At 72.2% G+C, this 24,151-nt stretch carries 22 protein-coding genes; 16 read left to right on the top strand and 6 right to left on the bottom strand.

Going from position 1 to position 24,151, the window contains the following annotated elements; translation table 11 throughout:
• Positions 1–32: 32 nt before the first annotated feature.
• Genes dnaG through SRB5_RS07710 form a run of 3 tightly spaced genes read right to left on the bottom strand, consistent with a single transcriptional unit; the run spans position 33 to position 3,709 of the window.
• Positions 33–1,922, bottom strand: a complete 1,890-nt coding sequence (gene dnaG, locus SRB5_RS07720) for a DNA primase (RefSeq protein ID WP_323377247.1) — start codon at positions 1,920–1,922, stop codon at positions 33–35.
• A gap of 9 nt (positions 1,923–1,931) precedes the next feature.
• The gene (locus tag SRB5_RS07715; protein WP_153450670.1) at positions 1,932–2,393 is read right to left on the bottom strand and encodes a GNAT family N-acetyltransferase; all 462 of its coding nucleotides are present in this window, start codon (positions 2,391–2,393) and stop codon (positions 1,932–1,934) included.
• A 53-nt stretch (positions 2,394–2,446) separates the two neighbouring features.
• Positions 2,447–3,709, bottom strand: a complete 1,263-nt coding sequence (locus SRB5_RS07710) for an NAD(P)/FAD-dependent oxidoreductase (RefSeq protein WP_323377246.1) — start codon at positions 3,707–3,709, stop codon at positions 2,447–2,449.
• 143 nt (positions 3,710–3,852) lie between these two features.
• Between SRB5_RS07710 and SRB5_RS07705 the strand changes: the two genes are divergently transcribed.
• Positions 3,853–5,082: an MFS transporter gene (locus SRB5_RS07705; protein ID WP_228389860.1), complete on the top strand. Its 1,230-nt coding sequence runs from the start codon at positions 3,853–3,855 to the stop codon at positions 5,080–5,082.
• On the opposite strand, the gene SRB5_RS07700 is transcribed toward SRB5_RS07705, so the two are convergent.
• The gene (locus SRB5_RS07700; protein WP_153450668.1) at positions 5,028–6,104 is read right to left on the bottom strand and encodes an amidohydrolase family protein; all 1,077 of its coding nucleotides are present in this window, start codon (positions 6,102–6,104) and stop codon (positions 5,028–5,030) included. The two genes, SRB5_RS07705 and SRB5_RS07700, sit on opposite strands and share 55 nt — an antisense overlap.
• 157 nt (positions 6,105–6,261) lie before the next feature.
• Positions 6,262–7,506, bottom strand: a complete 1,245-nt coding sequence (locus tag SRB5_RS07695; RefSeq protein ID WP_153450667.1) for a low temperature requirement protein A — start codon at positions 7,504–7,506, stop codon at positions 6,262–6,264.
• Between the two features lie 200 nt (positions 7,507–7,706).
• On the opposite strand from SRB5_RS07695, the gene SRB5_RS07690 reads away from it, so the two are divergent.
• The 15 genes from SRB5_RS07690 to SRB5_RS07620 all read left to right on the top strand — a co-directional run bounded on the left by SRB5_RS07690 (position 7,707) and on the right by SRB5_RS07620 (position 23,676).
• Positions 7,707–8,726 (top strand): M4 family metallopeptidase, encoded by a 1,020-nt coding sequence (locus tag SRB5_RS07690; RefSeq protein WP_153450666.1) that lies wholly within the window; start codon positions 7,707–7,709, stop codon positions 8,724–8,726.
• A gap of 307 nt (positions 8,727–9,033) precedes the next feature.
• Positions 9,034–10,581, top strand: coding sequence for a sensor histidine kinase (locus SRB5_RS37040; RefSeq protein WP_153450665.1), 1,548 nt, complete (start codon positions 9,034–9,036; stop codon positions 10,579–10,581).
• Positions 10,578–11,024 carry a roadblock/LC7 domain-containing protein gene (locus tag SRB5_RS07680; RefSeq protein ID WP_153450664.1) on the top strand — a complete coding sequence of 149 codons (447 nt, stop codon included), beginning with the start codon at positions 10,578–10,580 and terminating at the stop codon, positions 11,022–11,024. The genes SRB5_RS37040 and SRB5_RS07680 overlap by 4 nt, the downstream gene beginning before the upstream one ends.
• A gap of 66 nt (positions 11,025–11,090) precedes the next feature.
• Positions 11,091–11,468 (top strand): DUF742 domain-containing protein, encoded by a 378-nt coding sequence (locus SRB5_RS07675; RefSeq protein WP_153450663.1) that lies wholly within the window; start codon positions 11,091–11,093, stop codon positions 11,466–11,468.
• On the top strand, positions 11,446–12,090 hold the full coding sequence (locus tag SRB5_RS07670) for a GTP-binding protein (protein ID WP_153450662.1): 645 nt from the start codon (positions 11,446–11,448) through the stop codon (positions 12,088–12,090). Before SRB5_RS07675 ends, SRB5_RS07670 begins: the two co-directional genes overlap by 23 nt.
• Positions 12,087–13,361: a cytochrome P450 family protein gene (locus tag SRB5_RS07665; protein ID WP_153450661.1), complete on the top strand. Its 1,275-nt coding sequence runs from the start codon at positions 12,087–12,089 to the stop codon at positions 13,359–13,361. The genes SRB5_RS07670 and SRB5_RS07665 overlap by 4 nt, the downstream gene beginning before the upstream one ends.
• 50 nt (positions 13,362–13,411) lie before the next feature.
• The gene (locus SRB5_RS07660) at positions 13,412–14,614 is read left to right on the top strand and encodes a cytochrome P450 family protein (protein WP_153450883.1); all 1,203 of its coding nucleotides are present in this window, start codon (positions 13,412–13,414) and stop codon (positions 14,612–14,614) included.
• Positions 14,615–14,725: 111 nt separating this feature from the next.
• Positions 14,726–15,985 carry a cytochrome P450 gene (locus SRB5_RS07655; RefSeq protein WP_153450660.1) on the top strand — a complete coding sequence of 420 codons (1,260 nt, stop codon included), beginning with the start codon at positions 14,726–14,728 and terminating at the stop codon, positions 15,983–15,985.
• 29 nt (positions 15,986–16,014) lie between these two features.
• Positions 16,015–17,205: a cytochrome P450 family protein gene (locus tag SRB5_RS07650; protein WP_153450882.1), complete on the top strand. Its 1,191-nt coding sequence runs from the start codon at positions 16,015–16,017 to the stop codon at positions 17,203–17,205.
• A gap of 76 nt (positions 17,206–17,281) precedes the next feature.
• A complete protein-coding gene (locus SRB5_RS07645; protein WP_153450659.1) occupies positions 17,282–18,499 on the top strand; it encodes a sensor histidine kinase in 1,218 nt (405 codons plus the stop codon).
• 46 nt (positions 18,500–18,545) lie between these two features.
• A complete protein-coding gene (locus SRB5_RS07640) occupies positions 18,546–19,298 on the top strand; it encodes a LytR/AlgR family response regulator transcription factor (protein ID WP_153450658.1) in 753 nt (250 codons plus the stop codon).
• Position 19,299: 1 nt separating this feature from the next.
• Positions 19,300–19,686 carry a hypothetical protein gene (locus SRB5_RS07635; RefSeq protein ID WP_153450657.1) on the top strand — a complete coding sequence of 129 codons (387 nt, stop codon included), beginning with the start codon at positions 19,300–19,302 and terminating at the stop codon, positions 19,684–19,686.
• Between the two features lie 7 nt (positions 19,687–19,693).
• Positions 19,694–21,436, top strand: coding sequence for a sodium/solute symporter (locus SRB5_RS07630; RefSeq protein WP_323377244.1), 1,743 nt, complete (start codon positions 19,694–19,696; stop codon positions 21,434–21,436).
• A gap of 234 nt (positions 21,437–21,670) precedes the next feature.
• A complete protein-coding gene (locus SRB5_RS07625; protein WP_153450656.1) occupies positions 21,671–22,036 on the top strand; it encodes a DUF485 domain-containing protein in 366 nt (121 codons plus the stop codon).
• On the top strand, positions 22,033–23,676 hold the full coding sequence (locus SRB5_RS07620; RefSeq protein ID WP_153450655.1) for a solute symporter family protein: 1,644 nt from the start codon (positions 22,033–22,035) through the stop codon (positions 23,674–23,676). Before SRB5_RS07625 ends, SRB5_RS07620 begins: the two co-directional genes overlap by 4 nt.
• A gap of 61 nt (positions 23,677–23,737) precedes the next feature.
• Here SRB5_RS07620 and SRB5_RS07615 read toward each other — a convergent pair whose 3' ends face one another.
• Positions 23,738–24,142, bottom strand: a complete 405-nt coding sequence (locus tag SRB5_RS07615; RefSeq protein ID WP_153450654.1) for an SseB family protein — start codon at positions 24,140–24,142, stop codon at positions 23,738–23,740.
• Positions 24,143–24,151 lie beyond the last annotated feature (9 nt).

Below are 24,151 nucleotides of genomic sequence, written 5' to 3'. Positions count from 1 at the left end.
GTGCCCGCGGTACGCCGAACCGCAGGCGGGGGCTACAGGGCGCCCGCGCCGCCCTCGCGCAGGGAGCGGTCGTACTGCTGGAGGACCCACAGCTCGTTCTGCGCGGCCGTCAGCTGGTCCGGCGGGGCGTGGGGGCCCAGGCGCTGCAGGCGGCCGCGGACGTCCGCGATGGCCCGCTCCACGGCCTTCAGGCGTACGGCGACCAGGTGTTCGCCCGCGTACAGCTCGTCGGCCTCGCGGCGGGTGCGCAGGGGCTCGACGGCCAGCTCCGTGATCGTCGAGCGGACGGTGTCGTCCGGTGCCTGGTCGCGGACGCGGACGAGGAAGGCGTCGTCGGCGCCCGTGACGCCGCCGGCCCGCTCGATCGCGTCGCGGACGGCCGCGTACGGCGGGGCGGTGAACTCGTCCTCCCGGTAGGCGTCGAAGGTGGGGGCGACCAGATGGGGGTGCTGGAGGGCGAGCTTGAGCAGCTCGCGTTCGACCTGGAGCGCCGGGTTGCGCAGATTGACCGCGGGGCCGCGCGGCGGCTGCGGCTCCGGGGGGAGGGGGGCGCCGCGGCCGGGGGGCTGTGGCTGCCGGCCGTCGGCGCGCTCGCGGGCGAAGCGGGCGAGCTGGCCGACGCGGCGGACCACGAACATCTCGTCGAGGATGCCGAGCATCCCGGCGAGCTGCACCGCGTAGTCGTGCCGGATCGACGGGTCCTTGATCCGCGCCACGACCGGCGCGGACTCCTCCAGCGCCGCGGAACGGCCCTCCGCCGTATCCAGATTGTGCTGCCGGACGAACGAGCGGATCGCGAACTCAAACAGCGGCGACCGCTCCTCGACCAGCTTCAGCACCGCCTCGTCGCCCTCGGCCAGCCGCAGCTCGCACGGGTCCATCCCGCCGGGGCTGACCGCGATCGACGTACGCGCCGCGAACTTCTGGTCGTCCTCGAACGCCCGCAGCGCCGCCTTCTGCCCGGCCGCGTCGCCGTCGAAGGTGAAGACGACCTCCGAGCGGGAGTTGTCCATCAGCACCCGGCGCAGGATCTTCACGTGGTCCCCGCCGAAGGCCGTGCCGCAGGTGGCGATGGCCGTCGTCACGCCGGAGAGATGGCAGGCCATCACGTCCGTGTACCCCTCGACGACCACCGCGCGGGACTGCTTGCCGATGTCCTTCTTCGCCAGGTCGATGCCGTACAGCACCTGTGACTTGCGATACAGGGGCGTTTCCGGCGTATTCAGGTATTTCGGTCCGTTGTCGTCGTCGCGGAGCTTGCGCGCCCCGAAGCCGACGACCTCGCCCGTGATGTCCCGGATCGGCCACATCAGCCGGCCCCGGAAGCGGTCGATGGGGCCGCGCCGGCCCTCCTGGGAGAGGCCGGAGAGGACCAGCTCCTTGTCGCTGAAGCCCTTGCCGCGCAGGAACCGCGTCAGATGGTCCCAGCCCGCCGGGCTGTACCCCACCCCGAAGTGCTCCGCCGCCGCCTGGTCGAAGCCCCGCTCGGCCAGGAACCGGCGGCCGATCCCGGCCTCCGGGCCGCCCAGCTGCTCGGTGTAGAACTGCGCCGCGACCCGGTGCGCCTCGACCAGCCGGGTGCGCTCGCCCTGCTGGCGGCCGGGGGTGTACCCACCCTCCTCGTACCGCAGCGTGATCCCCGCCTGGGCGGCGAGCCGCTCGATCGTCTCCGCGAAGGACAGATGCTCCATCTTCATCACAAAGTCGACCGTGTCACCGCCCTCCTGGCAGCCGAAGCAGTGGTAGAACCCCTTGGCCGGGCTCACGTGGAAGGAGGGGGACTTCTCGTCGTGGAACGGGCACAGGCCCTTCAGCTGGCCGCCGCCGGCGGACCTCAGCTGCAGGTAGTCGGAGACGACGGCGTCGATCGGAACCGCGTTCCGTACCGCCTTGATGTCGTCGTCGTTGATCCGTCCTGCCACGGGGGAATTCTACGGCCGCGCGCCGACATCCCCGACGGTGACGGCCATCACCCAGTGCGGGCCGACGGTGGGGATGACGAACTCCTCGCCGCGGACCGTGAAGCCGTGCCGCTCGTAGAAGCCGCGCGCCTCACTGCGCGCGTTGCACCACACGAGCTCCGCGCCCCGGTCCCGGGCCGCGGCCAGCCCCGCTTCGAGGACCGCGTCCCCGTACCCCTGCCCGCGCAGCTCCGGGGCGCTGGCCATCCCGCGGAAGCGGTACGCCTTCGCGTCCTCGCCCGGGAGCTGCTCGGCGCAGAACGAGATCACCGCGCCGACCGTGCCCTCGTCGGTGTACGCGGCCAGGTGGAACGCCCCGGGCGCGGCGTCCTCGGCGAACAGCGCCGTCTCCCGGGGCATCCCCGGGCGCAGCACCGCCCAGCGCAGGGGGACGACGTCGGCGGCGGGCACTTCGGCGGTACGGATCGGCATGGGGCCGAGGGTACCCCCGGGGCGTCGGCGAGCCCGGGGGTCACCCCGCGGGGTCACTCCACGAGCGACGCGAGCTCCGTGTTCGGGTCGGCGAGGGCCGTGGTGTCCACCGCCTTCTTCGAGCGGATCAGCTTCTGGATCGGGTCCGTCACGTCCCACACGTTGACGTTCATCCCGGCCAGCACCCGGCCGTCCTTCAGCCAGAACGCGATGAACTCCCGGCGGCCCAGATCACCGCGGACCACCACCTGGTCGTACGAGCCGGGCGGGGCGTACCCCGAGTACTCCAGCCCCAGGTCGTACTGGTCGGAGAAGAAGTACGGGACCCGGTCGTACGTCACGTCCTGGCCCAGCATCGAACGCGCCGCCGCCGGGCCGCCGTTCAGCGCGTTCGCCCAGTGCTCCACCCGCAGCCGCACCCCGAACAGCGGGTTCTCGGCGGCCGCCGCGTCGCCGCAGGCCCAGATGTCCGGGTCCGAGGTGCGCAGCCCCGCGTCCACCGCGATACCGCCGCCCTCCTTGCGGGGCACGACGTCCAGGCCCGCGTTCTCCGCGAGCGCCGTGCGCGGCGCGGCGCCGATGGCCGCCAGCACGTCGTGCGCCGGGTGCTCCTCGCCGTCGTCGGTGAGCGCGGCGAGGACCATGCCGTCCTGGCCGGTGATCTCGGTGAGCTTCGCGCCGAAGTGGAACACGACGCCGTGCTCGCGGTGCAGGTCGGTGAAGACCTCGCCCAGCTCCGGGCCGATCACGGCGTGCAGCGGCGACGCCATCGGCTCGACGATCGTGACCTCCGCCCCGTACGTCCGCGCGGCGGCGGCGACCTCGAGACCGATCCAGCCGGCGCCGGCGATCACCAGCCGGCCGTTGTCCCGGCCCAGGGACGCCAGCACGCCGCGCAGCAGCTCCGCGTGGGCCAGGCGGCGCAGATGGTGCACGCCCGCCAGTCCGGTGCCGGGGATGTCGAGGCGGCGGGGCTCGGCGCCGGTGGCCAGCAGCAGCTTGTCGTACTGCACCCGCGTGCCGTCGCCGAGCGTGAGCGCCTTGGCGGCGCGGTCCAGGGCGGTGACGGTCTGGCCGAGGTGGAGTTCGACGTCCGCCTGGGCGTACCAGGACGGCTCGTGGACGAAGACGCTGTCGCGCTCCTCCTTGCCGAGCAGATAGCCCTTCGACAGCGGTGGCCGCTCGTACGGGTGGTCGCGTTCGTCGCAGATCAGTATGACCCTGCCGGTGAAACCCTCCGACCGCAGGGTCTCCGCCGCCTTCGCCCCGGCCAGCCCTCCTCCGACGATGACGAACGTCTGGTGTGCGTCGACCACTTGGTTGCCTCCTCGTTCACGGGCAGGACCTCCCAGTCTGCCGTCAACTGGAGCGTCCCGCACGGAGCGTGAGGGGGGAAGTCTCCGGCCGGGTGGCAATCCACTGACAGAAGGTGTCAGGAATGCTCCGGAAACTGGCCCCTATGAACGCCGATCACGCCCGGCGGGCCGAGCGACTGCTCGTCCCGGCCGCCTTCGCCACCGCCCTCGGGAACAACGTCCAGATCATCGCCGGCGCCCTTCTGATGGTCCGGGAGGAGCGGACGATGCTGGCCGTGGGCTGGCTGTTCATCGCCGTGGCCGCACCGCAGGCGCTGCTGTCGCCGCTGTGCGGGCGGCTCGCCGACCGGTTCGACCGGCGGGCGCTGTGGGTGGGCTGCGACGCGGTGAGCGCGGGGCTGGCGCTCGCGCTGCCGCTGTGGCTGGCGGCCGGGGGAGCGACGGCGGTGGGGGTGTACGGGGCGAACTTCGCGCTCGCCGTCGTCGCGTCGCTGTTCTTCCCGGCGAGCGGGGCGCTGATCAAGGAGCGGGTGCCGGCGGGGCGGCTGCGGCGGTTCAACGCCTCGTACGAGATGGCCACTCAGGCGGGGATGCTGCTCTCCGCCACGGTGGGCGGGCTGGCGCTGCAGGCGTTCGGGGCGGTGCCGCTGCTGGTGTTCAACGCGGGGACCTTCGTGGTGTCGGCGGTGTGCGTGGCGGCGGTGGGGCGGCGGACGGGGGCGCCGTCGTCCGGGGCCGTCGCCGGGGCCGCGGGGGGCGGGGCCGGGGTGCCGATGGTGCGGGTGATTCTGCTGTATGCGACGGGGAGCGTCGTGGTCACGGTGTTCAACGCGCTGCTGCCGGTGTTCGTGCTGGGGGACCTGAACCGGGGGCCGGGGGTGTTCGGGGCGGTGGACGGGCTGGCCAGCCTCGCCTTCCTGGGGGCCACGGTGGTGTACCGGGTGGTGGCGCGGCGGAACTCCGATCTGCGGATCGCGGTCGCCGGGTTCCTGGTCACCGACGTGCTGCTGGTGCTCCAGGGACAGCTCGGGGTGCCCGGGCTGTTCGCGCTGGTCCCGGTGGGGGCGTTCGTCTTCGGGCAGGCGCGGATCGCGGCGCGGGGGCTGGTGCTGGCGTCGGCCTCCGAGGAGGCGGCGGGGCGGGCGTTCGGGCTGGCGAACGGGCTGGGGCTGGCGGCGACGATCGGGGTGATGCTGCTGGTGGCGACGGTCACCGATCACACCGACGCGCGGTACGGCTTCGCGCTGCTCGCGCTGGTGGGCGCGGTCTGCACGGTGGGCGCGGTGCTCGCGCCCACCGTGCGGGGGCCGGTGGCGGGTCAGGCCGTGCAGATCGGGGGAGCGGTGTCGTCGATCCCCAGCAGCCGGAAGTAGTTCTCGCCGAGGGCGATGTCGCGGAACGCCTCGTCACCCATGGCCTTGTTGATCCGGCTGGTCACCTCGAGCTCCTGGGCGTAGACCTCGTAGCTCTTGTCGCGCGAGGCCACGAAGTCGGTGCCGGGGATGGCCCGGGTGGGGTAGTCGTCGAAGAACGCGGCGTACTTCTCCCGGATCCCGGGCTTGCTGAAGTACGTGTCCTCCAGCACCCGCCAGCTGAGGTCCAGGGTGAGCAGGGGGTACCTGTCCAGGAGCCCCTTCATGATCGCGATGTGCCGGTCGGGGTCCATCGTGGTCAGTTCCTTCGACAGCCCCATGTGCGCCCATACGATCTTGTTGTCGGGGTAGCGCTCGAGCACCTCCCGCATCAGGTACAGGAACTCCGTGGGGTTGTCGTTGTTGCCCAGGTCGGAGTGGATGGTGAGCGGCATACCGCGCTCGCGCAGCTGCTTCATGAACGGGGCCCACCGGCGGATGTCGTCCAGGTCGGCCGGCTCCGCGAGGTTGGGCAGGATGGCCTGCTTGACGAGGTTGACCTCGCCCATCCACCGGAACATGCCCGGGAATTCCTTGTCCAGCAGCCGCATTCCCGGGGGCACCGTCTTCGGGTGGGCCAGGTCCGGGAACGTCATGGACAGGGCCAGATCGACGTCCTGCGGTTTGTAGTCCACCACGTTCTCGGCGTTGACCACGTCGTTCTTCAGGCTCGGCAGCACCGGGGTGCCGGGGCAGTCCAGGTAGTACGTGCAGGGGGAGTCCACCGGGAGCCGCTGGCCGATCCCGAAGACGCTCGCGTGCTTGACCCCGCTCTGCTCCAGATAGCCGACCATCTCCTCGAACGGGACGGCCTGGCCGCCGAAGGGGCGGAAGTGCAGGTGTCCGTCGACGACCGAGGTGTACGGCTGGGTCGCGCGGTCGAAGCAGGCCTCTTCGGCGGCGCCGGCGGCGGACGGCCAGAGCATGACGGCCGCTAGTGAGAGGGCGGCCGTGATGACGGTTCTTCTTCCCCGGGGGGACATGTGGAGCTCCTTCACCCTGTGTCGGTGAGGGGATTGTGTGACGGGTTCACGTCCGGATTGGCTTCGGCTCGCCGTGATGATCTTTTGCGTGACCGCAATGGGGGTATGTCCGTTGCGTCGCGTCGGCTGACGCGCATCCGGCCTTCGGCCGGAGGCCTCAATCGCCGGCCAGGCTGGAGGGGGTGGAAGGGGTGGCAGGGCTGGAGGCGCTGGTGGGGGACGCCTCCGCCAGGCGCCCGTACAGCACCACCAGCCCCGTGATCAGCACCGCCAGCAACCCCACCGACGCCAGTGCCGGGAGTAGCCGCACCACCGCGCCGCCCGCCAGGCATACCGTCCCGCCGGCCAGCAGGACCGGGGCCCCGCGGGCGCCTATTCGGGCCGTGATCGCCGCCGCCCCCAGCAGGAACACCCCGACCCCGCCCGTCAGGGCCCAGGCCGGGGCGCCGTGCAGGGGCTCCGAGAGGGCGTAGTGGCCGGTGTCGGCGATCTGGTGCAGCGCCGTCTTCATGCCCAGCGCGCACAGCACCACGCCGCCGATCAGCGGCAGATGGAGGAACGTGTACACGTCCCGCCCGATCCGGGTCCGCGCGTCCCCGTCGGCGGCGGCCATGACGTGCTCGGCCGCCTCGCTCAGCCGGCGGAAGTACAGCCGCCACAGGCCCGCGACGGCCAGCAGCCCCGCGACGCCCGCGGCCACCACCGGCGCGTTGAGCGCGTACCCCTGCATCCCGACGCCGATCGCCACGATCGACTCGCCCAGCGCGATGATCACGATCAGCCCGTGCCGCTCCGCGAAGTGCCCCGGCGACGCTATCCGCCAGCCGGAGCCCCCGGTGACGTAGATCGCCGTGTAGTCGATCAGCACCGCGCCCAGCCAGCACAGCATCTGGGTCCGCCCGGTGAACACGCTGCCGGCCAGCAGCAGCACCAGCGGCGGCGCCACCGACACCAGCGCCGTCTTGCGCAGGGTGGCGTGCAGCGCGCGGTCGTCCGGATGCGCGATCCGGTACGTGACGAGGTGGAGCAGCCGTACCGCGCCGTAACACAGGGCGAAGACCAGCGGCGCGGGCAGTCCGCCGGCCCGGTCCGTGAACACCTCGGGCACGGCCAGCGACACGGTGAGCACCACGGCCATCACCGTGACCAGTACGGCGAACAGCGTCCCGGTGTCCGCCCGGACGACGTTGCCCAGCCAGGCGAAGCAGCACCAGCACCACCACAGCAGCGCCAGCACCACCAGCGACCCGAGCAGCCGCGGCACCGTCGGATGGGCCGCCATCAGCGCCGTGACCTGCGTGATCGCGTACACGAAGACCAGATCGAAGAACAGCTCGGCCGGTGTGACCCGGTGATCCCCGGCCGTGGCCACCACTCGCACGTGCTCGCGCTCGACAGACATACCGTCCTCCCCCGCCGGCGAACGCCGGTCCCCGAACAGGCAAGCTACCCCACCTCCGGCGCCGGGCCGGGTGCCCCGCCACCTCTGGTCAAGCCGACCCCCGTGCGGAATCCTGTGCGGGCCCCCCACGGCCACCACCACAACCCGTCCGGCCCGGCGACGACCTCTGCCCCCGGCCGGCACGATCGTCCGGAGGACTCATGTCCCGTCGTCTCCTCGCCGCCTGCATCGGCACCGTGGCCCTGGTCACCCTCGCCCCCACGGCCGCCGCCGACACCGCCCCGACCGGGCGGGTGTTCATGGTGAACCCGGTCCAGTCCTCGGGCGTCCAGACGCTCACCGACGCCAAGGACTCCGACGCCGCCGTCAGCGCGTCCGACTACGCCGAGGTCGCCCTGCGCAACCTCGACGGCAGCGGCTCCCTCACCGGCCGCTGGGCGACCGTGCGCTCCGACACCGGCAAGTCGGCAGCCGCGACCGGCGGCGCCTTCGACTACACCCGGCACGCCGACCAGTTCGAGCAGGTCATGGCGTACTTCTGGGTCAACGAGGCGCAGGAGTACCTGCAGCACCTCGGCTTCGGCAGCGAGTTCCCCGGCGCCAACGCCCGGCAGCAGCCGGTCCGGATCAACCAGTGGGGCGCGGACAACTCGTACTTCACCGACAAGAAGGCCGAGATCCGCTTCGGCAAGGGCGGGGTGGACGACGCCGAGGACGCCGAGGTGATCGTGCACGAGTACGGCCACGCCGTGCACAACGCCCAGGTCCCCGGCTTCGGCACCTCGCTCGAGGCCGGCTCGATCGGCGAGGCCTTCGGTGACTATCTCGCCGTCTCCGTGGGCGCGTTCGCCGCCGACCGCTACGGCTGGCCCGTACACGCGGACCTGGCCTGCGTCGCCGACTGGGACTCGGTGGAGTACACCGCCGGTGACCCGCACTGCCTGCGCCGCACCGACACGGACAAGACCTACGCCGACCGGGTCGGCGAGGTGCACGCCGACGGGGAGATCTGGTCGCGGGCCCTGTTCGACATCCGCGGCGCCCTCGGCGCGCGCACCGCCGACCGGATCATCGTCAACGCGCAGTTCGACTTCGCCCCCGACACCACGTTCTCCGCCGCCGCCGCGGCCACGGTCGCCGCGGCCCGCGAGATGTACGGGCAGCAGGCCGCCGACGCCGTCCGCGCGGCCTTCGCCGCCCGGGGCATCCCGGGCGTCTGACCTCGGACGATTGACGGGAGCCCGGTCGGGGAAGCGGCCGGGCTCCCGTCGTCTCGCGGGCTGGACGCCGGGCGCAGTGACAAGCACCACGGCTTACCCCGAACCAGGACCCCCGACACCCGCACGCTTCGGCGGAAATCACCTCTTCATGCACACTTCCCCTGCTCAAGTGACCGAAGATGACGGATGCTTCTGCTGGTGCGTCCGTGAAGTTCCTTATAAGGTCATCGACTTGAACGGTCTCTTCCATCACGCGCACCATCACCCACCACCCGGGTCAGGCCGCCTGCCCTGAGGAGCCCCTCCGATGACCTCGCACCAGGACGCCGCGCGCCCAGCAGCCCGGCGTCTTAGCCCCACCCTGCTCGCCCTGCTGATATCGCTGGTGATCTCGGCGCTCGTCGTCACCGTGGTCGTCGCGGCGGCCTCGGACGCCGCCCGTGACCCGCTGGCCTACGGCCTCTCCGTCGCCGGCCTGATCGTCACCGCCGCCGTCGTGACCGCGGCCCACTTCCGGGAACAGGCGCGCAAGGCCAGGCGGGCACTGTCCGCCGAATCCGCCGCCGCGGCCTCCCGGGCCTCCGCCGCGGCCGCCGAGTCCACCCGCTTCGCCGACGAGACGGTCCCCGCGGTCCTCGTCAAGCTCGGCAAGGGCGCCTCCGCCTCCACCGCCGTGGACGGGGTGCGGATGCCCGCCAACCCCGCGTACGTCCGCGTCATCCGCAAGATCGCCGAGGCCGCCTCGCAGAGCGAGAACCAGCGCGCCGCCGCCATGGCCGCCTGCGCCAACGCGGCCGGCCGGATGCAGGCCCTGGCCACCTCGATGCTCGCCGACCTGCGCGACATGGAGCACCGCCACGCCGACACCCGGGTGCTGGCCGACCTGCTCCACCTCGACCACCGCACCAGCCAGGCCGGCCGCGTCGCCGACAGCATCGCCGTGCTCAGCGGCGCCCGCTCGGGCCGCCGCTGGGCCAAGCCGATCGGCATGGAGTCCGTCCTGCGCGGCGCCATGGGCCGGATCGCCGGCTACCAGCGCGTCCGCCTGCGGGCCGTGGCGGACCTCGCGGTCGCCGGCCACGCGGCCGAGGGCATCATGCACGTCCTGGCCGAACTGCTCGACAACGCCTGCAACTTCTCCCCGCCCACCACCGAGGTCCAGGTGTACGTGGCCGAGGTCCCCGCGGGCGTCGCCGTCACCATCGAGGACGCCGGCCTGGTGATGAGCGCGACCGCCCTGCGCCGCGCCGAGCGCGTCACCTCCGGCGAGGTCGCCGACCTGTCGATGCTCACCGGCACCCGCCTGGGCCTGGCCGTCGTCGGCATCCTGGCCCGCAAGCACGGCCTCACGGTCTCCTTCCGCCCCTCCGCCGTCGGCGGCACCGGGGTGGTCGTGATGATCCCCCAGGACCTGGTCGTACGCCGCCCCGCGTCCCCGCCCCCCGCACAGGACTCGGACCGCGACCGCTTCGCCCCCCTGACCGGAGTCCCCGCGATCACCGAGGCCCCCGCCCCGGCGACAACGGCGGACACGGTGTCCACCACGGCGGACGCGGCGGACACCGCCCCCGCCCGGGACCGCGAGCCCGCCGCCGACCACGCCACCACCCCCGACGAGGCCACCCACACCGACCTCTCCCTCCCCAAGCGCCGCCGCGGCCGCACCATGGCCTCGGCGCACCCCGAGGGTCTCCCCGGCGAGCGCCCCGCGCCCGCGCCGGAGCGCCGTGAAGCCGGGAACGCCGCCAAGTTCGGCGCGTTCATGCAGGCCGTACGGGGCGAGGAGGCCCCACCGGCCCCCGCCGGTGACAAGAACGAGACCCACCCCACGAGTTCCCAGAAGGACGACGCATGACCACCGGATCGGCCACCGCCGCGGCAGAGCTGGGCTGGCTGCTCGAAGGGCTGCTGGAGCGCACCCCAGCGGCCCGGCACGCCCTCGTACTCTCCCGTGACGGACTCAAGCTCTGTCACACCCCCGAGCTCTCCGTGGACCGGGCCGACCAGCTCGCCGCGATCTCCGCCGGCATCCAGAGCCTCGCGCACGGCGCGTCGATGGAGTTCGGCGACGGCAGCGGCGGCGTACGGCAGTCGATGACCGAGTTCTACGGCGGGATCCTGTTCATCGTGGAGGCCGGCGAGGGCTCCCATGTCGCCGTGGTCGCCGACCAGGACTGCGACGCCGGGCTCGTCGGCCACAACATGCTGGAACTCGTCGAACAGCTCGGCGAGCACCTGAGCGCCGCACCGCGCCTGCCCACCGACCGGCTCGACGGGCTCGCGGAACCGGCTGAGTGACTGGAGCAGGGGGAATGAGATGTGCCGACCCCGGGGGGACGACGTGACCGGACCCGAGGGGGCGAGATGAGCGGATCGCGGGGGTCGAAACGCTCGCACCGGGACGAGGACCCGGATCGCCTCTACACCGTCACGGGCGGCCGGAGCAGGCCCAGCAGCGACGACTTCGACCTCGTCACCCTCGTGGTGAGCGAGTGCGATCCGGTGCCGGGCATGCAGAAGGAGCACGTCGCGATCCTGACGATGTGCCGCTTCCCGACCGCCGTGGTGGAGATCGCCGCACAGCTCAAGCTCCCCGTGAGCATCACCAAGATCCTGCTGGCCGACCTGATGGACGCCGGCAAGGTCACCGCCCGTCATCCGCGGTCCGCGTCCGTGCGGTCCGCCCTGCCCGATCCCGACACCCTGGAGAGGTTGCTCGTTGGACTCCGCCGACGCCTCTGAGGCGGCCGTGAAGACCGCCCCCCGCGCGGTCCGCGACGCCGCGCACACCCCGCTCAGCGCCAGCGCCGACAACGGCCTGAAGATCGTCGTCGTCGGCGGCTTCGGCGTGGGCAAGACGACCATGGTCCGCTCCGTCAGCGACATCCGTCCGCTGAACACCGAGGAGACCATGACCCAGGCGTCTCTGGGCACGGACGACCTGAAGGCCGTACCGCAGAAGACGTCCACCACCGTCGCCTTCGACTTCGGGCGGATCAGCCTGGACGAGGAGACGGTGCTCTATCTCTTCGGGGCCCCCGGGCAGGAACGTTTCTGGTTCCTGTGGGACCGGCTCTTCGCCGGCACCCTGGGCGCGATCGTGCTGGTCGACGACCGGCGGCTGTCCGACTCGTGGTACGCCATCGACCGGCTGGAGCACCACGGCACGCCGTTCATCGTGGCCCGCAACGACTTCGGCGGCCCGCCGCACTCGGGTACGGACGTACGCGAGGCCCTGGACCTCGATCCGCACGTGCCCCTCATCGACTGCGACGCCCGCTCGCGCGCGTCCAGCAAGGAGGTGCTGATCGAGCTGGTGAAGCACCTCCAGTCCCTCACCAAGGCACCGGAGCCCACCCGATGACCGGGCCCGCGGACGGCGGCGGGAGCACGGCCGGCGGCTGCCCGGCCGTGCACCCCGACGCCGTACCGCTGTCCGGGCCGCGCTTCCACACCGAACCGCAGCAGCTCTACCGCGAGATCCGCCGCGAGCACGGCTCCGTCGTCCCCGTCGAGATGTACGGCGGGTTCCCGGCCTGGCTGGTGATCGGCTACCGCGAACTGCACCAGATCACCTCCGACCCCGACCTGTTCTCCCGCGACCGCGGACTGTGGAACCAGTGGCCGAACGTCCCCGCGGACTGGCCGCTGCTCCCGGTCATCGGGCAGCCCAACACGCCCTCGGTGTACTTCAGCGCCGACAAGCCGCACCGCCGGTACGCGGAGTGGATGAGCGCCGCCCTGGAGACCGTCGACGCCCTCGCCTGCCGCAGGCTGTGCGAGGACCTCGCCGACCGGCTCATCGACGAGTTCTGCGGCCGCGGCGACGCCGAACTGGTCGCCGGCTACTCCGTACAGCTCACCCAGCTGACGCTGCTGCGCCTCTTCGGCTTCCCCGAGGACGAGGGCCCGGTGCTCGCCCAGCAGCTCAACGAGCTGGTCGACGGCGGCCCCGGCGCGCAGAAGGCGCACGGGGAGTGGATGACGGCCATCTCCGACCTGGTCGCCGACAAACGCCTCCAGCCCGGCTCCGACATCGTGTCCTGGCTGCTGGCCAACGCCGAGGGCTTCACCGACGAGGAGGTGTTCCTGAACGTACGGGACACCATCGGCGCCGGTTTCCTGCCCACCGCCGACTGGCTGGCCGGCACCATCCGGCTGATGCTCACCGACGACCGCTTCGCGGACGCGCTGGGCGGCGGCCGCTACAGCATCGGCCACGCGCTGAACGAGGTGTTGTGGGAGGAGACCCCGAGCCAGATCATCGCCGGCCGCTGGGCCGCCCGCGACACCCTGCTCGGCGGACACAACATCCTCGCCGGCGACATGATCCTGCTCGGACTGGGCGCCGCCAACAACGACCCGCTGATCCAGCAGCACCTCACCCCGGCGCACGGCGGCAACGCCGCGCACTTCAGCTACGGGTACGGCGAGTACCGCTGCCCGTTCCCGGCCCAGGAGATCGCCGAGATCATCGCCCGCGCCGGCATCGAGGTGCTCCTCGACCGGCTGCCCGACCTGCAGCTCGCCGTCCCCGCGAGCGAACTGGTGCGCAGACCGTCCGCCTTCATGCGGGGCATGACCGAACTCCCCGTCCGCTTCACACCCGTACCCGCCTCCGGAGGCACCCGTTGAACCAGCCGCTGTCCACCGCGCACGCCGACGACGTCATCGCCATCGACCCCATGCTCGGCGACCTCGACGGCGAGACGAATCGGCTGCGCGCGGCCGGCCCGCTGGCACGGATCGACCTGCTCGGCGCGCCGGCCTGGGCGGTCACCTCGCACGCCGTGGCCCGCCGGCTGCACACGGACTCGCGGCTGGTGAAGGACATCAACCAGTGGCGGCTGTGGCAGGACGGCACGGTGGGCCAGGAGTGGCCGCTGGTCGGCATGATCGACGTACCGCCGTCGATGTTCACCGCCGACGGCCCCGACCACCGCCGGCTGCGCGCGAAGATCGCGCAGGCCCTGTCCGTACGCCGCGTCGAATCGGTGCGCCCGGTCATCGAGGACCTGGTCGCCAAGCTCCTGGACGACCTGGGGGCCGAGGACGCGCGCGCCGCGGACGGCAGCGTCGACCTCAAGGCGCTGTACGCGCAGCCGCTGCCGATGCTGGTCGTCTGCCATCTGATGGGCGTCCCCGAGGCCGAGATCCCGGTGCTGACACAGCAGTTCAAGACGTTCTTCTCGATGCTCACCCCGCAGGACGAGCGCCTCGCGGTGATCGAGGCCCTCGAGGCGTACTTCCTGGACCAGGCCAAGCAGAAGAAGGCCGACCCCGGGGACGACCTCACCAGCGCGCTGGTCCTCGCCGACGAGGGCGGCGAGCCCATGTCGATCCAGGAGGTGGCCGGCAATCTGCACGCCATGGTCGCCGCCGGGCACGAGACGACGATCTCCCTGATCGTCAACTCGGTACGGGCCCTGCTGACGCACCCCGACCAGCTGCGCATGGTGCTGGCCGGCGAGATCGGCTGGGACGCGGTGATCGAGGAGACCCTGCGCTGGGACTCGCCCACCAGCCATGTGCTGATGCGGTTCGCCACCGAGGACATCGAGGTCCCCGACTCGGACGGCCTGGTCATCCGCAAGGGCGACGGCGTGGTCACCTCGTACCGGGCGATCGGCCGCGACCGTACGCAGCACGGCGACGACGCCGACTCGTACGACATCACCCGCAAGGACAACCGGCATCTGTCGTTCGGCCACGGCCCGCACGTCTGCCCGGGCGCCGCGCTGTCCCGGCTGGAGGCGTCCGTCGCCCTCCCGGCGCTCTTCGAGCGCTACCCGGACCTGAAGCTCGCCGTTCCCTCCGAGGAGCTGCGCAAACTCCCCATCATCACCCAGAACGACACGGTCGTCTTCCCGGTCGTGCTGCGCGACTGAACGGTGAACGGGACCGTTCCGTACGCTCGGACCGGTCCCGTCCGCCGCGAAGGCCGTCCCCCCACGCATCGCAGCGGCAAACACCAGACCCCACGTCTTGGAGCCGGTCCCATGAGCAATCCCCCACCGAAGCCCGCCGCCTGCCCGGTCGTCCAGCCAGGGGCGGTGCCGCTGAGCGGGGCACGCTTCCACACCGAACCGCAGCAGCTCTACCGCGAAGTGCGGCGCGAGCACGGCCCGGTGGTCCCCGTCGAGCTGCTGGGCGGGTTCCCGGCGTGGCTGGTGATCGGCTACCGCGAACTGCACCAGGTGACCTCCGACCCCGAGCTGTTCCCGCGCGACTCCAGCCTGTGGAACCAGTGGGAGCACATCCCCGAGGACTGGCCGCTGCTGCCGATGATCAGCCGCCCCATGCCCTCCATCTACTTCACCTCCGGTGCCGACCACCGCCGCCACGCGAACCTCGTCGAACCGGCCCTCGAGGCCGTCGACGCCTTCGAACTGCGGCGCGCCTGCGAGGAGCTGGCGGACCGGCTGATCGACTCCTTCTGCGGCCGCGGCGAGGCCGAACTGCTCGCCGCCTTCGCCAAACCGCTGCCCATCCTGGCGCTGGCCCGCATCGTCGGCTTCCCCGACGAGGAGGGCACGCAGCTCGCCGACGTGATGAACGAGCTCGCCGACGGCGGACCGGGCGCGCAGCAGGCGTACATGACGTTCTTTGGGCTGATCCAGAAGCTCGCCAAGGAGAAGCGCGCCAACCCCGGCGGCGACGTCACGTCCTGGATGTACCGGCACGGCGACGGCTTCACCGACGAGGAGGTGATGCTCGACGCCAAGGACATCACCGCCGCCGGCTTCCTGCCGACCGCCGACTGGATCGGCAACTCCATCCGGCTGATGCTCACCGACGACCGCTTCGCCTCCGCCCTCGGCGGCGGCCGCTTCAGCGTCGCGCAGGCCATGAACGAGGTGCTGTGGGAGGACTCGCCGACGCAGATCCTCTCCGGCCGCTGGGCCTCGCGCGACACCCATCTGGCCGGGCGCTCCATCCGCTCCGGCGACCTCGTGCTCCTGGGCCTGGCCGGCGCCAACGCCGACCCGCAGATCCAGCAGCACCTCACGCCCGCGCAAGGTGGCAACAGCGCGCACTTCGCCTTCAGTTACGGCGACTACCGCTGTCCCTTCCCGGCGCAGGAGATCGCCGAGATCATCGCCCGTACGGGCATCGAGGTGCTCCTGGACCGGCTGCCCGACCTGGAGCTGTCCGTGCCCGTGGAGTCCCTGGTCCGGCGCGAGTCCGCCTTCCTGCGCGGCATGCAGGAGATCCCCGTGCGGTTCACCCCCGTACGTACGACTGGAGGTTTGTCGTGAACCAGCCCGACGCCATCGTCATCGACCCCATGGTCGGGGACCTGGCCGGAGAGACCGCCCGGCTCGTCGCGGCGGACGCGATCGCCACGATCGAGCTGCTGGGCGTTCAGGTCAAGACCGTGACCGCGCAGGCCACGGCCCGCAAGCTGCTGACCGACACCCGGCTGGTCAAGGACATCAACCACTGGGGCCAGTACACCAGCGGCGCCGTCACCCGTGACTGGCCGCTGATCCCCATGATCGACCCGGGGCGTTCGCTGTTCACCGTGGACGGCGCCGAGCACCGCCGGCTGCGGGCGAAGATCGCCCAGGCCATCACCCCGCGCCGGCTGGAGGCGCTGCGCCCGGTCATCGAGCGGCTGACCGGCGAGCTGCTGGACGACCTGGGGGAGGCGGGTGCCGGCGGCGAGGTCGTCGATCTCAAGACGCTCTTCGCAGGGCCGCTGCCGATGGGCGTGGTCTGCCAGCTGATGGGCGTGCCCGAGTCCGAGATCCCGCGCCAGCTGAAGCTGTGGAAGGCGTTCTTCTCGCTGCTCACCCCGCAGGAGGAGCGGATCGCGGTGATCGCCGAGCTCGACTCGATCTTCACCGACCTGGTCCGCGAGAAGACCGCGCACCCCGCCGACGATCTGACCACCGGCCTGATCCTCGCCGACGACGGCGGCGAGCCGCTCACCGAGGAGGAGGTCGTCGGCAACCTCAAGTCGATGATCGCCGCCGGGCACGAGACGACAATCGGTCTGATCCTCTGCGCGGTACGGGGCCTGCTCACCCACCCCGACCAGCTCGCCCTGGTGCTGGACGGCAAGGTGTCGTGGGAGGCGGTGATCGAGGAGGCGCTGCGCTGGGACCCGCCGGTCACGCATCTGCTGATGCGGTTCGCGACCGAGGACATCGAGGTGGACGGCTTCACCATCGCCGAGGGGGAGGGCGTGGTGATCTCGTACCGGGCGATCGGCCGCGACCGCGAGGCGCACGGCGCCGACCCCGACTCCTTCGACGTCACCCGCAAAGCCCCGGCCCGCCACATCACCTTCGGCCACGGCCCGCACATCTGCCCCGGCGCGGCGCTGTCGCGGCTCGAGGCGGCGACCGCCCTGCCGGCGCTGTTCGCCCGCTTCCCGCGGATGAAGCTGGGGGTGGCGGCGGAGGAGATCGGGAACTTGCCGGTGATGACGCAGAACGAGCTGGCGGCCTTCCCGGTCGTGCTGAACGGCTGACGCCCGGGTGCGGGCGGGGGTCTCGTACCCCGTCCGCACTTCCGGCGCAGGTCGGACACGGGTTACCGTCCCCCACATGCTCGGGTTCTCCACCGCGACGACCGCCCTGCTCGCCGGACTGCTGCTGGTGCTGCTGCCGGCCGCGGCCCTGGTGGCGCTGCGCGGCGCCCGCCACCGCCAGTACGGGACCGCCCAGGAGCGCGCCGCCTACGAGACCCTGCACACCGCCTCCCTCGCCGCGCCCCCGCTGCGTGCCGGGCTGGGCACCGACAGCGCCCGGCGCTCCGTCAAACACCTCCGCGCCCTCCTCGGCACCCCCGCCCTCGCGCTGACCGACGCCGCCGGCGAGGTCCTCGTCTGGGACGGCCGCGAGGCCGACCAGCACGCCGCCGGGGTACCGGAGCTGGCCCGCCAGGCGCTGCACAGCGGCCGTACCGTCGCCGCCCGCATCGACGCCTGCGAGCGCCTCGACTGCCAGCTGCGCCACGCCGTGGTCGTCCCGCTGGCCGTGGCCGGCCGGATGGAGGGCGCCCTCGCCGTCTACGCCGCGCAGTCCTCCGCCGGCACCGTCCGCGCCGCCGACGAGGTGGCCGGCTGGGTGTCCACCCAGCTGGAGCTCGCCGAGCTGGACCGCTCACGGGCCGCCGCCGCGGAGGCGGAGCTGCGGGCGCTGCGGGCGCAGATCTCCCCGCACTTCATCTACAACTCGCTCTCCACCGTCGCCTCCTTCGTCCGCACCGACCCGGCCCGGGCCCGCGAGCTGATCGTGGAGTTCGCCGAGTTCACCCGCTACTCCTTCCGCCGGCACGGCGACTTCACGTCCCTCGCGGAGGAGCTGCGCTGCATCGACCGCTATCTGCTGCTGGAGCGGGCCCGCTTCGGCGGCCGGCTGGAGGTCTCCCTGCGGGTGGCCCCCGAGGTGCTGTCGGTGGTCGTGCCGTTCCTGTGCCTGCAGCCGCTGGTGGAGAACGCCGTACGGCACGGGCTGGAGAAACGCACGGGTCCCGGGCACCTCACGATCGTCGCGGAGGACGGCGGCAGTGAGGCGTTCATCACGGTCGAGGACGACGGCGCCGGCATGGACCCCTCCGACCTGGCGCTGATGCTCGCCGGGGACCTGCCGGTGGAGGCGGCCGGCATCGGGCTGCGCAACGTCGACGAACGGCTGCGCCAGACGTACGGCGACGCGTACGGACTGGTGATCGACACCGCCCCGGGCGCCGGGACGAAGGTGCACGTACGGGTGCCGAAGTTCCATCCGCACGCCGTGCAGAACGCACCTGGCGGGCCTTGACGGCGGGGGTTCCCGGGGGCCGTACCCCCGGGTTAGTCTGCGCGCCATGCTGCACATACTCGCCGTGGACGACGAGCTCCCGGCCCTGGAGGAGCTGGCCTATCTGCTCCGCCGGGACGCCCGGGTGGGCGAGGTGCAGACGGCGGGCGACGGGCAGTCCGCGCTGCTCGTGCTGGACCGGGCGCTGCAGGCGGGACGGGCCGTGGACGCGGTCTTCCTGGACATCGGGATGCCGGGTCTGGACGGTCTGTCGCTGGCCCGGCTGCTGTCGCGGTTCGCGCAGCCGCCGCAGGTCGTGTTCGTCACCGCGCACGAGGACCACGCCGTGGAGGCGTTCGCGCTGCGGGCGGCGGACTACGTGCTGAAGCCGGTCGACGACGCGCGGCTCGCGGAGGCGGTGCGCCGCATCGCGCCGGCGTCCTCCGCCGCTCCCGCACCGGCGTCGGACGACGAGCGGATATCGGTGGAGCTGGGCGGTGTGACCCGCTTCGTCCGGCGGGCGGACGTGCTGTACGCGGAGGCCCAGGGGGACTACGCGCGGCTGTTCACCGCCGGTGCGTCGCATCTCGTACGGATCCCCCTCGCCACGCTGGAGGAGCGGTGGGCGGGGGCGGGGTTCGTCCGCATCCACCGCTCGCATCTCGTCGCCCTCAAGCACGTACGGGAGCTCCGCCAGGAATCCGGGCGTACGTACGTCCGCCTCGGGGAGACCCTGCTGCTGGTGTCCCGGCGCCACACCCGCCAGGTCCGGGACGTCCTCCTGCGCCAGACCCCGGCCTCCGGCCCCGCGGCGGTCTGACGTGCCCCGCCCCGTCCGCACCACGGTCGTCCACCCCCGGACGCTCGCCGCCCGCAACGCGCAGCCGCTGCCGCCGTCCGCCGGGCGCATCGTCGAGGACCTGGGGCGTCAGACGCCGCTGGGCGACGTCTACCTGCGGTCCCTGATGCGCAGCCAGTTCCGGCTCGCGCTCGCCGTGGTCGGCACGCTGTCGCTCGCCCTCGGCGTCCTGCCGCTGACGTTCCAGGCCTTCCCGGCGCTGCGGGACGCGACCGCGGCGGGGATACCGGTGCCGTGGATCCTCACGGGGGTCGCGGTCCATCCCGTGATCCTCGTGCTGGGCTGGGTCTACCACCGCCAGTCGCGCAAGAACGAGCGCGACTTCGCGGAGGCGGTGGAGCGCCCGTGAGGCCGGCGTGAGCGCCGCCGCCGTCGCCCTCGTCTGCCTGGCCACCGCCCTCTTCAGCGTCTACGGCCTGCGCCCCGGCAAGGCGACCTCCGACTTCTACGTGGCCTCCCGCGCCGTCTCCCCGACCCGCAACGCCTACGCCATCGGCGGCGAGTACCTCAGCGCCGCCTCCTACCTCGGCATCGCCGGCCTCATCCTCGCCTTCGGCGCCGACATGCTCTGGTACGGCGTCGGCTACACCGCCGGCTACCTCGTCCTCCTCGCCTTCGTCGCCGCCCCCCTGCGCCGCTCCGGCGCGTACACCGTGCCGGACTTCGCCGAGGCCCGCCTGCAGTCCCGCAAGGTCAGACGGATCGCCGCCGTCCTGGTCGTCCTCATCGGCTGGCTCTACCTCCTCCCGCAGCTCCAGGGCGCCGGCCTCACCCTCCGCACGGTCACCGGCGCCCCCCTGTGGGCCGGCCCCCTCGTCGTCACCGCCGTCGTCATCATCACCGTCGCCTCCGGCGGCATGCGCTCGGTGACCCTCGTCCAGGCCTTCCAGTACTGGCTCAAGCTCACCGCCCTCGCCGTCCCCGTCCTGTTCCTCCTCCTCGCCTGGCGTGCCGACGGCGCCCCCTGGCCCGACGCCGCCGCACCCCCCAGCTTCCGCGCCGCGACCACGGTCACCGTCCACCAGGCGATCAACGTCGAGGTCCGCGACCCCGTCCGGGTGACCATCGACGGCACCCTGGACACCGCGCGCCTGCACGACGACCCCGTGCTCCTCACCGCCGGCGAACACCGCATCGGCGACGAGACCCGCGTCCGCTTCCCCGCCGGCGCCCACGTCCCCCACCCCGTCGGCGAACCACCCCCGCACGGCAGCGACTGGACCCGCCCCCTGAGCGGCACCGACCACCCCGTGTACGCCACGTACGCCCTGCTCATCGCCACCCTCCTGGGCACGATGGGCCTCCCGCACGTGATCGTCCGCTTCTACACCAACCCCGACGGCGGCGCCGCCCGCCGCACCACGTGGACGGTCCTCTGGCTGCTTGCCGCCTTCTACCTTCTCCCCCCGGTCTACGGCGCCCTCGGCCGCCTCTACACCCCCGAGCTCCTGATGACCGGCCGCACCGACGCCACCGTCCTCCTCCTCCCCGACCGCCTCCTCGGCGGCCCCGGCGGCACCCTCCTGGGCATGCTCCTGACCGCCGGAGCCTTCGCCGCGTTCCTCTCCACGGCCTCCGGCCTGACCATGTCCGTGGCCGGCGTCCTCGGCCAGGAGCTCGAGCGCTACCGCGCCGCCCGCACCGGCCGCCGCACCAGCGACGAGGCCCGCGGCGAGGTCCGCCGCCTCAGGATGGCCGGCGTCGCCGCCGCCTGCGTGCCCTGCCTGCTGTCGCTGGTGGTCGTCGAGCGGCCGGTGGCGGACGTGGTGGGCCTGGCGTTCGCGGTCGCCGCCTCGTCGTTCTGCCCCCTGCTCCTGCTCGGCATCTGGTGGCGCGGCCTCACCCCGCACGGCGCCGCGGCCGGACTGCTCGCCGGCGGCGGCGCCACCCTGTGCACGGTCGCCGTGACGATGATCGGACCGCCGAAGGACGGCTGGGCGCAGGTCCTGCTGACCCGCCCGGCGGCGTGGAGCGTCCCCCTCGCCTTCGCCGTCATGATCGGCGTCTCGCTGCTCACCCGGCGCCATGTCCCCCCGGGCACCGCCCAGTCACTGCTGCGGCTGCACACCCCCGAGTCGGTCCAGCTGCCCCGGCGCTGAACCGTACGACCGTTCGCCGCGCTCGACCGACCGTTCGTCGCGACCGCCGGACCGCCTGGCGCGGCACCCGCCCGCTCACGGCACACGGTGTGACGGACGTCTCCCCCCGCTCTTCTTGGGTACCTATCTTGAGCGTCGCCCCGTGGGTGCGGTGCCCGGTGACTGTCAGGGTGTCCCCACCGTCGTACCGCATCCCGGGCCGTCACCTTCGTCGGAGCCGCTGGAGGCCCTCGTATGAGCACCGCCCCGCCCACGCCGAGCCCTCCGGGCAACGGCAGCTACGTCCGTATGCAGGAGAGCGAGGACTTCGCCGAGCTGCGCCGCCGGTTCCGCACCTTCGCGTTCCCGGTGACCATCGGCTTCACCGCCTGGTACCTGCTGTACGTGCTGCTGTCGAACTACGCCGGCGACTTCATGGCGAAGAAGCTCTTCGGCAACATAAACGTGGCCTTCGTCCTGGGCCTCGCCCAGTTCCTCACCACCTTCCTGATCGCCTGGTGGTACGCCCGGCACGCCAACGCCAAGTTCGACCCCGAGGCCGACCGCCTCCGCGCGGTCGTCGAGGCCGACGTCGAGCACGCCTCGGAGGACGCCCGATGAACGCCGCATTCCAGCTCGCCGCCGTGGACACCACGGACCACCGCACGCTGATCGTCAGCCTCTTCTCCGTCTTCGTCGCGATCACCCTGGTGATCACCGTGCTGGCCGGCCGCCGCACCAAGGACGCCACGGACTACTACGCGGGCGGCCGCTCCTTCACCGCCTTCCAGAACGGTCTGGCCGTCTCCGGCGACTACATGTCCGCCGCGTCCTTCCTGGGCATCGCCGGCGCCATCGCCCTCTTCGGCTACGACGGCTTCCTGTACTCGATCGGCTTCCTCGTCGCCTGGCTGGTGGCGCTGCTGCTGGTCGCCGAGCCGCTGCGCAACGCCGGCCGGTTCACCATGGGCGACGTGCTGGCGTACCGCATGCGCCAGCGTCCGGTCCGGACCGCCGCCGGTGTCTCCACCATCGTCGTGTCGATCTTCTACCTGCTGGCCCAGATGGTCGGCGCCGGCGCGCTCGTCGCGCTGCTGCTGGGCATCTCCGGTGACACGGGCAAGAACCTGATCGTCGTCTTCGTCGGCGTCATCATGATCCTCTACGTGACGATCGGCGGTATGAAGGGCACCACCTGGGTGCAGATCGTCAAGGCCCTGCTGCTCATCGGCGGCACGATCCTGATCACGATCCTCGTCCTGGCGAAGTTCCACTTCAACATCTCCGACCTGCTCGGCGCCGCCGCCGCGAACGCCTCCGAGGGCAAGGACGGCGTGGACGCCGGACAGTTCCTCTCCGGCGGTCTGCAGTACGGCCTGAACTCCACCACGAAGCTCGACTTCGTCTCCCTGGGCATCGCCCTGGTGCTCGGTACGGCGGGTCTGCCGCACATCCTGATCCGCTTCTACACCGTGCCCACCGCCAAGACCGCCCGTAAGTCCGTCCTGTGGGCCATCGGCATCATCGGCGGCTTCTACCTGATGACCATCGCCCTGGGCTTCGGCGCCGCGGCGCTCATCGACCGGGCCGACATCATCAGCTCCAACGCGGCCGGCAACACGGCGGCGCCACTCCTCGCCTACGAGATCGGCGGCGGCGACGGCTCCTCGGGCGGCGCCATCCTGCTCGCCGTGATCTCCGCGGTCGCCTTCGCCACGATCCTCGCGGTCGTCGCCGGGCTGACGCTGGCCTCCTCGTCGTCGTTCGCGCACGACATCTACGCCAACGTCATCCGCAAGGGGAAGGCCACCGAGCGCGAGGAGGTCAACGCGGCGCGGATGTCCGCCATCGCCATCGGCGCCGTCGCGATCCTGCTGGGTGTCTTCGCCGGCAAGCTGAACGTGGCCGGTCTGGTCGCCCTGGCGTTCGCGGTCGCGGCGTCGGCGAACCTGCCGACCATCCTGTACAGCCTGTTCTGGAAGCGCTTCAACACCACCGGCGCGCTGTGGTCGATCTACGGCGGTCTGACCGTGTCGGTCGTCCTGGTGCTCTTCTCCAAGGTCGTCTCCGGCGACCCGGCGGCGATGTTCCCGGACGTCGACTTCCACTGGTTCCCGCTGAAGAACCCCGGCCTCATCTCCATCCCGGCCGGCTTCCTCTTCGGCTGGCTGGGCTCGATCCTCTCCAAGCCGGAGGACGAGGACGGCAAGAAGTTCGCCGAGCTCGAGGTCCGCTCCCTGACGGGCGCGGGCGCCCACTGACCCTGCCAGGGGTGAACGAGGGGCCGGTGTCACCGTGCGGTGACGCCGGCCTCCTCGCGATTCAGGCCGCCCCGCGGACGAGCAGGTCGCGCACGCGCCGGGCGTTCAGCGAGACCTCGTCGGGGCCGCCGGCGTCGATGACGAGCGACAGCTCGTCGGACGGCCAGCGGCGCGCGAGGTCGCCGAGCGGGACCGTGCGGTACTGCTCGATCTGCGGGAAGGCGCTGACCAGCCGCGACTGGCTGGTGAACACCGGCACCAGCTGGGTGCCGTCGTGCTGCTCCACCACCGGCAGCGTCACCTGCTGGGTGGGCGCGGAGCCGACCGGTACGGGCAGCAGCACCTGCCCGGCGGCCAGCGTGTCCAGCGCCGCCTCGTCCGCGTTGTCGGTCGCCACGGAGTGCAGCGCCCGCTGCACGTCCGCGGCGGAGCCGTCCGGGTCGTGGACGGTGAAGTCGTCGGTCATGGCGATTCC

The organism is Streptomyces smaragdinus (assembly GCF_009604385.1).
Taxonomy (GTDB): domain Bacteria; phylum Actinomycetota; class Actinomycetes; order Streptomycetales; family Streptomycetaceae; genus Streptomyces; species Streptomyces smaragdinus.
This window is presented reverse-complemented; position numbering and strand designations above follow the sequence as displayed.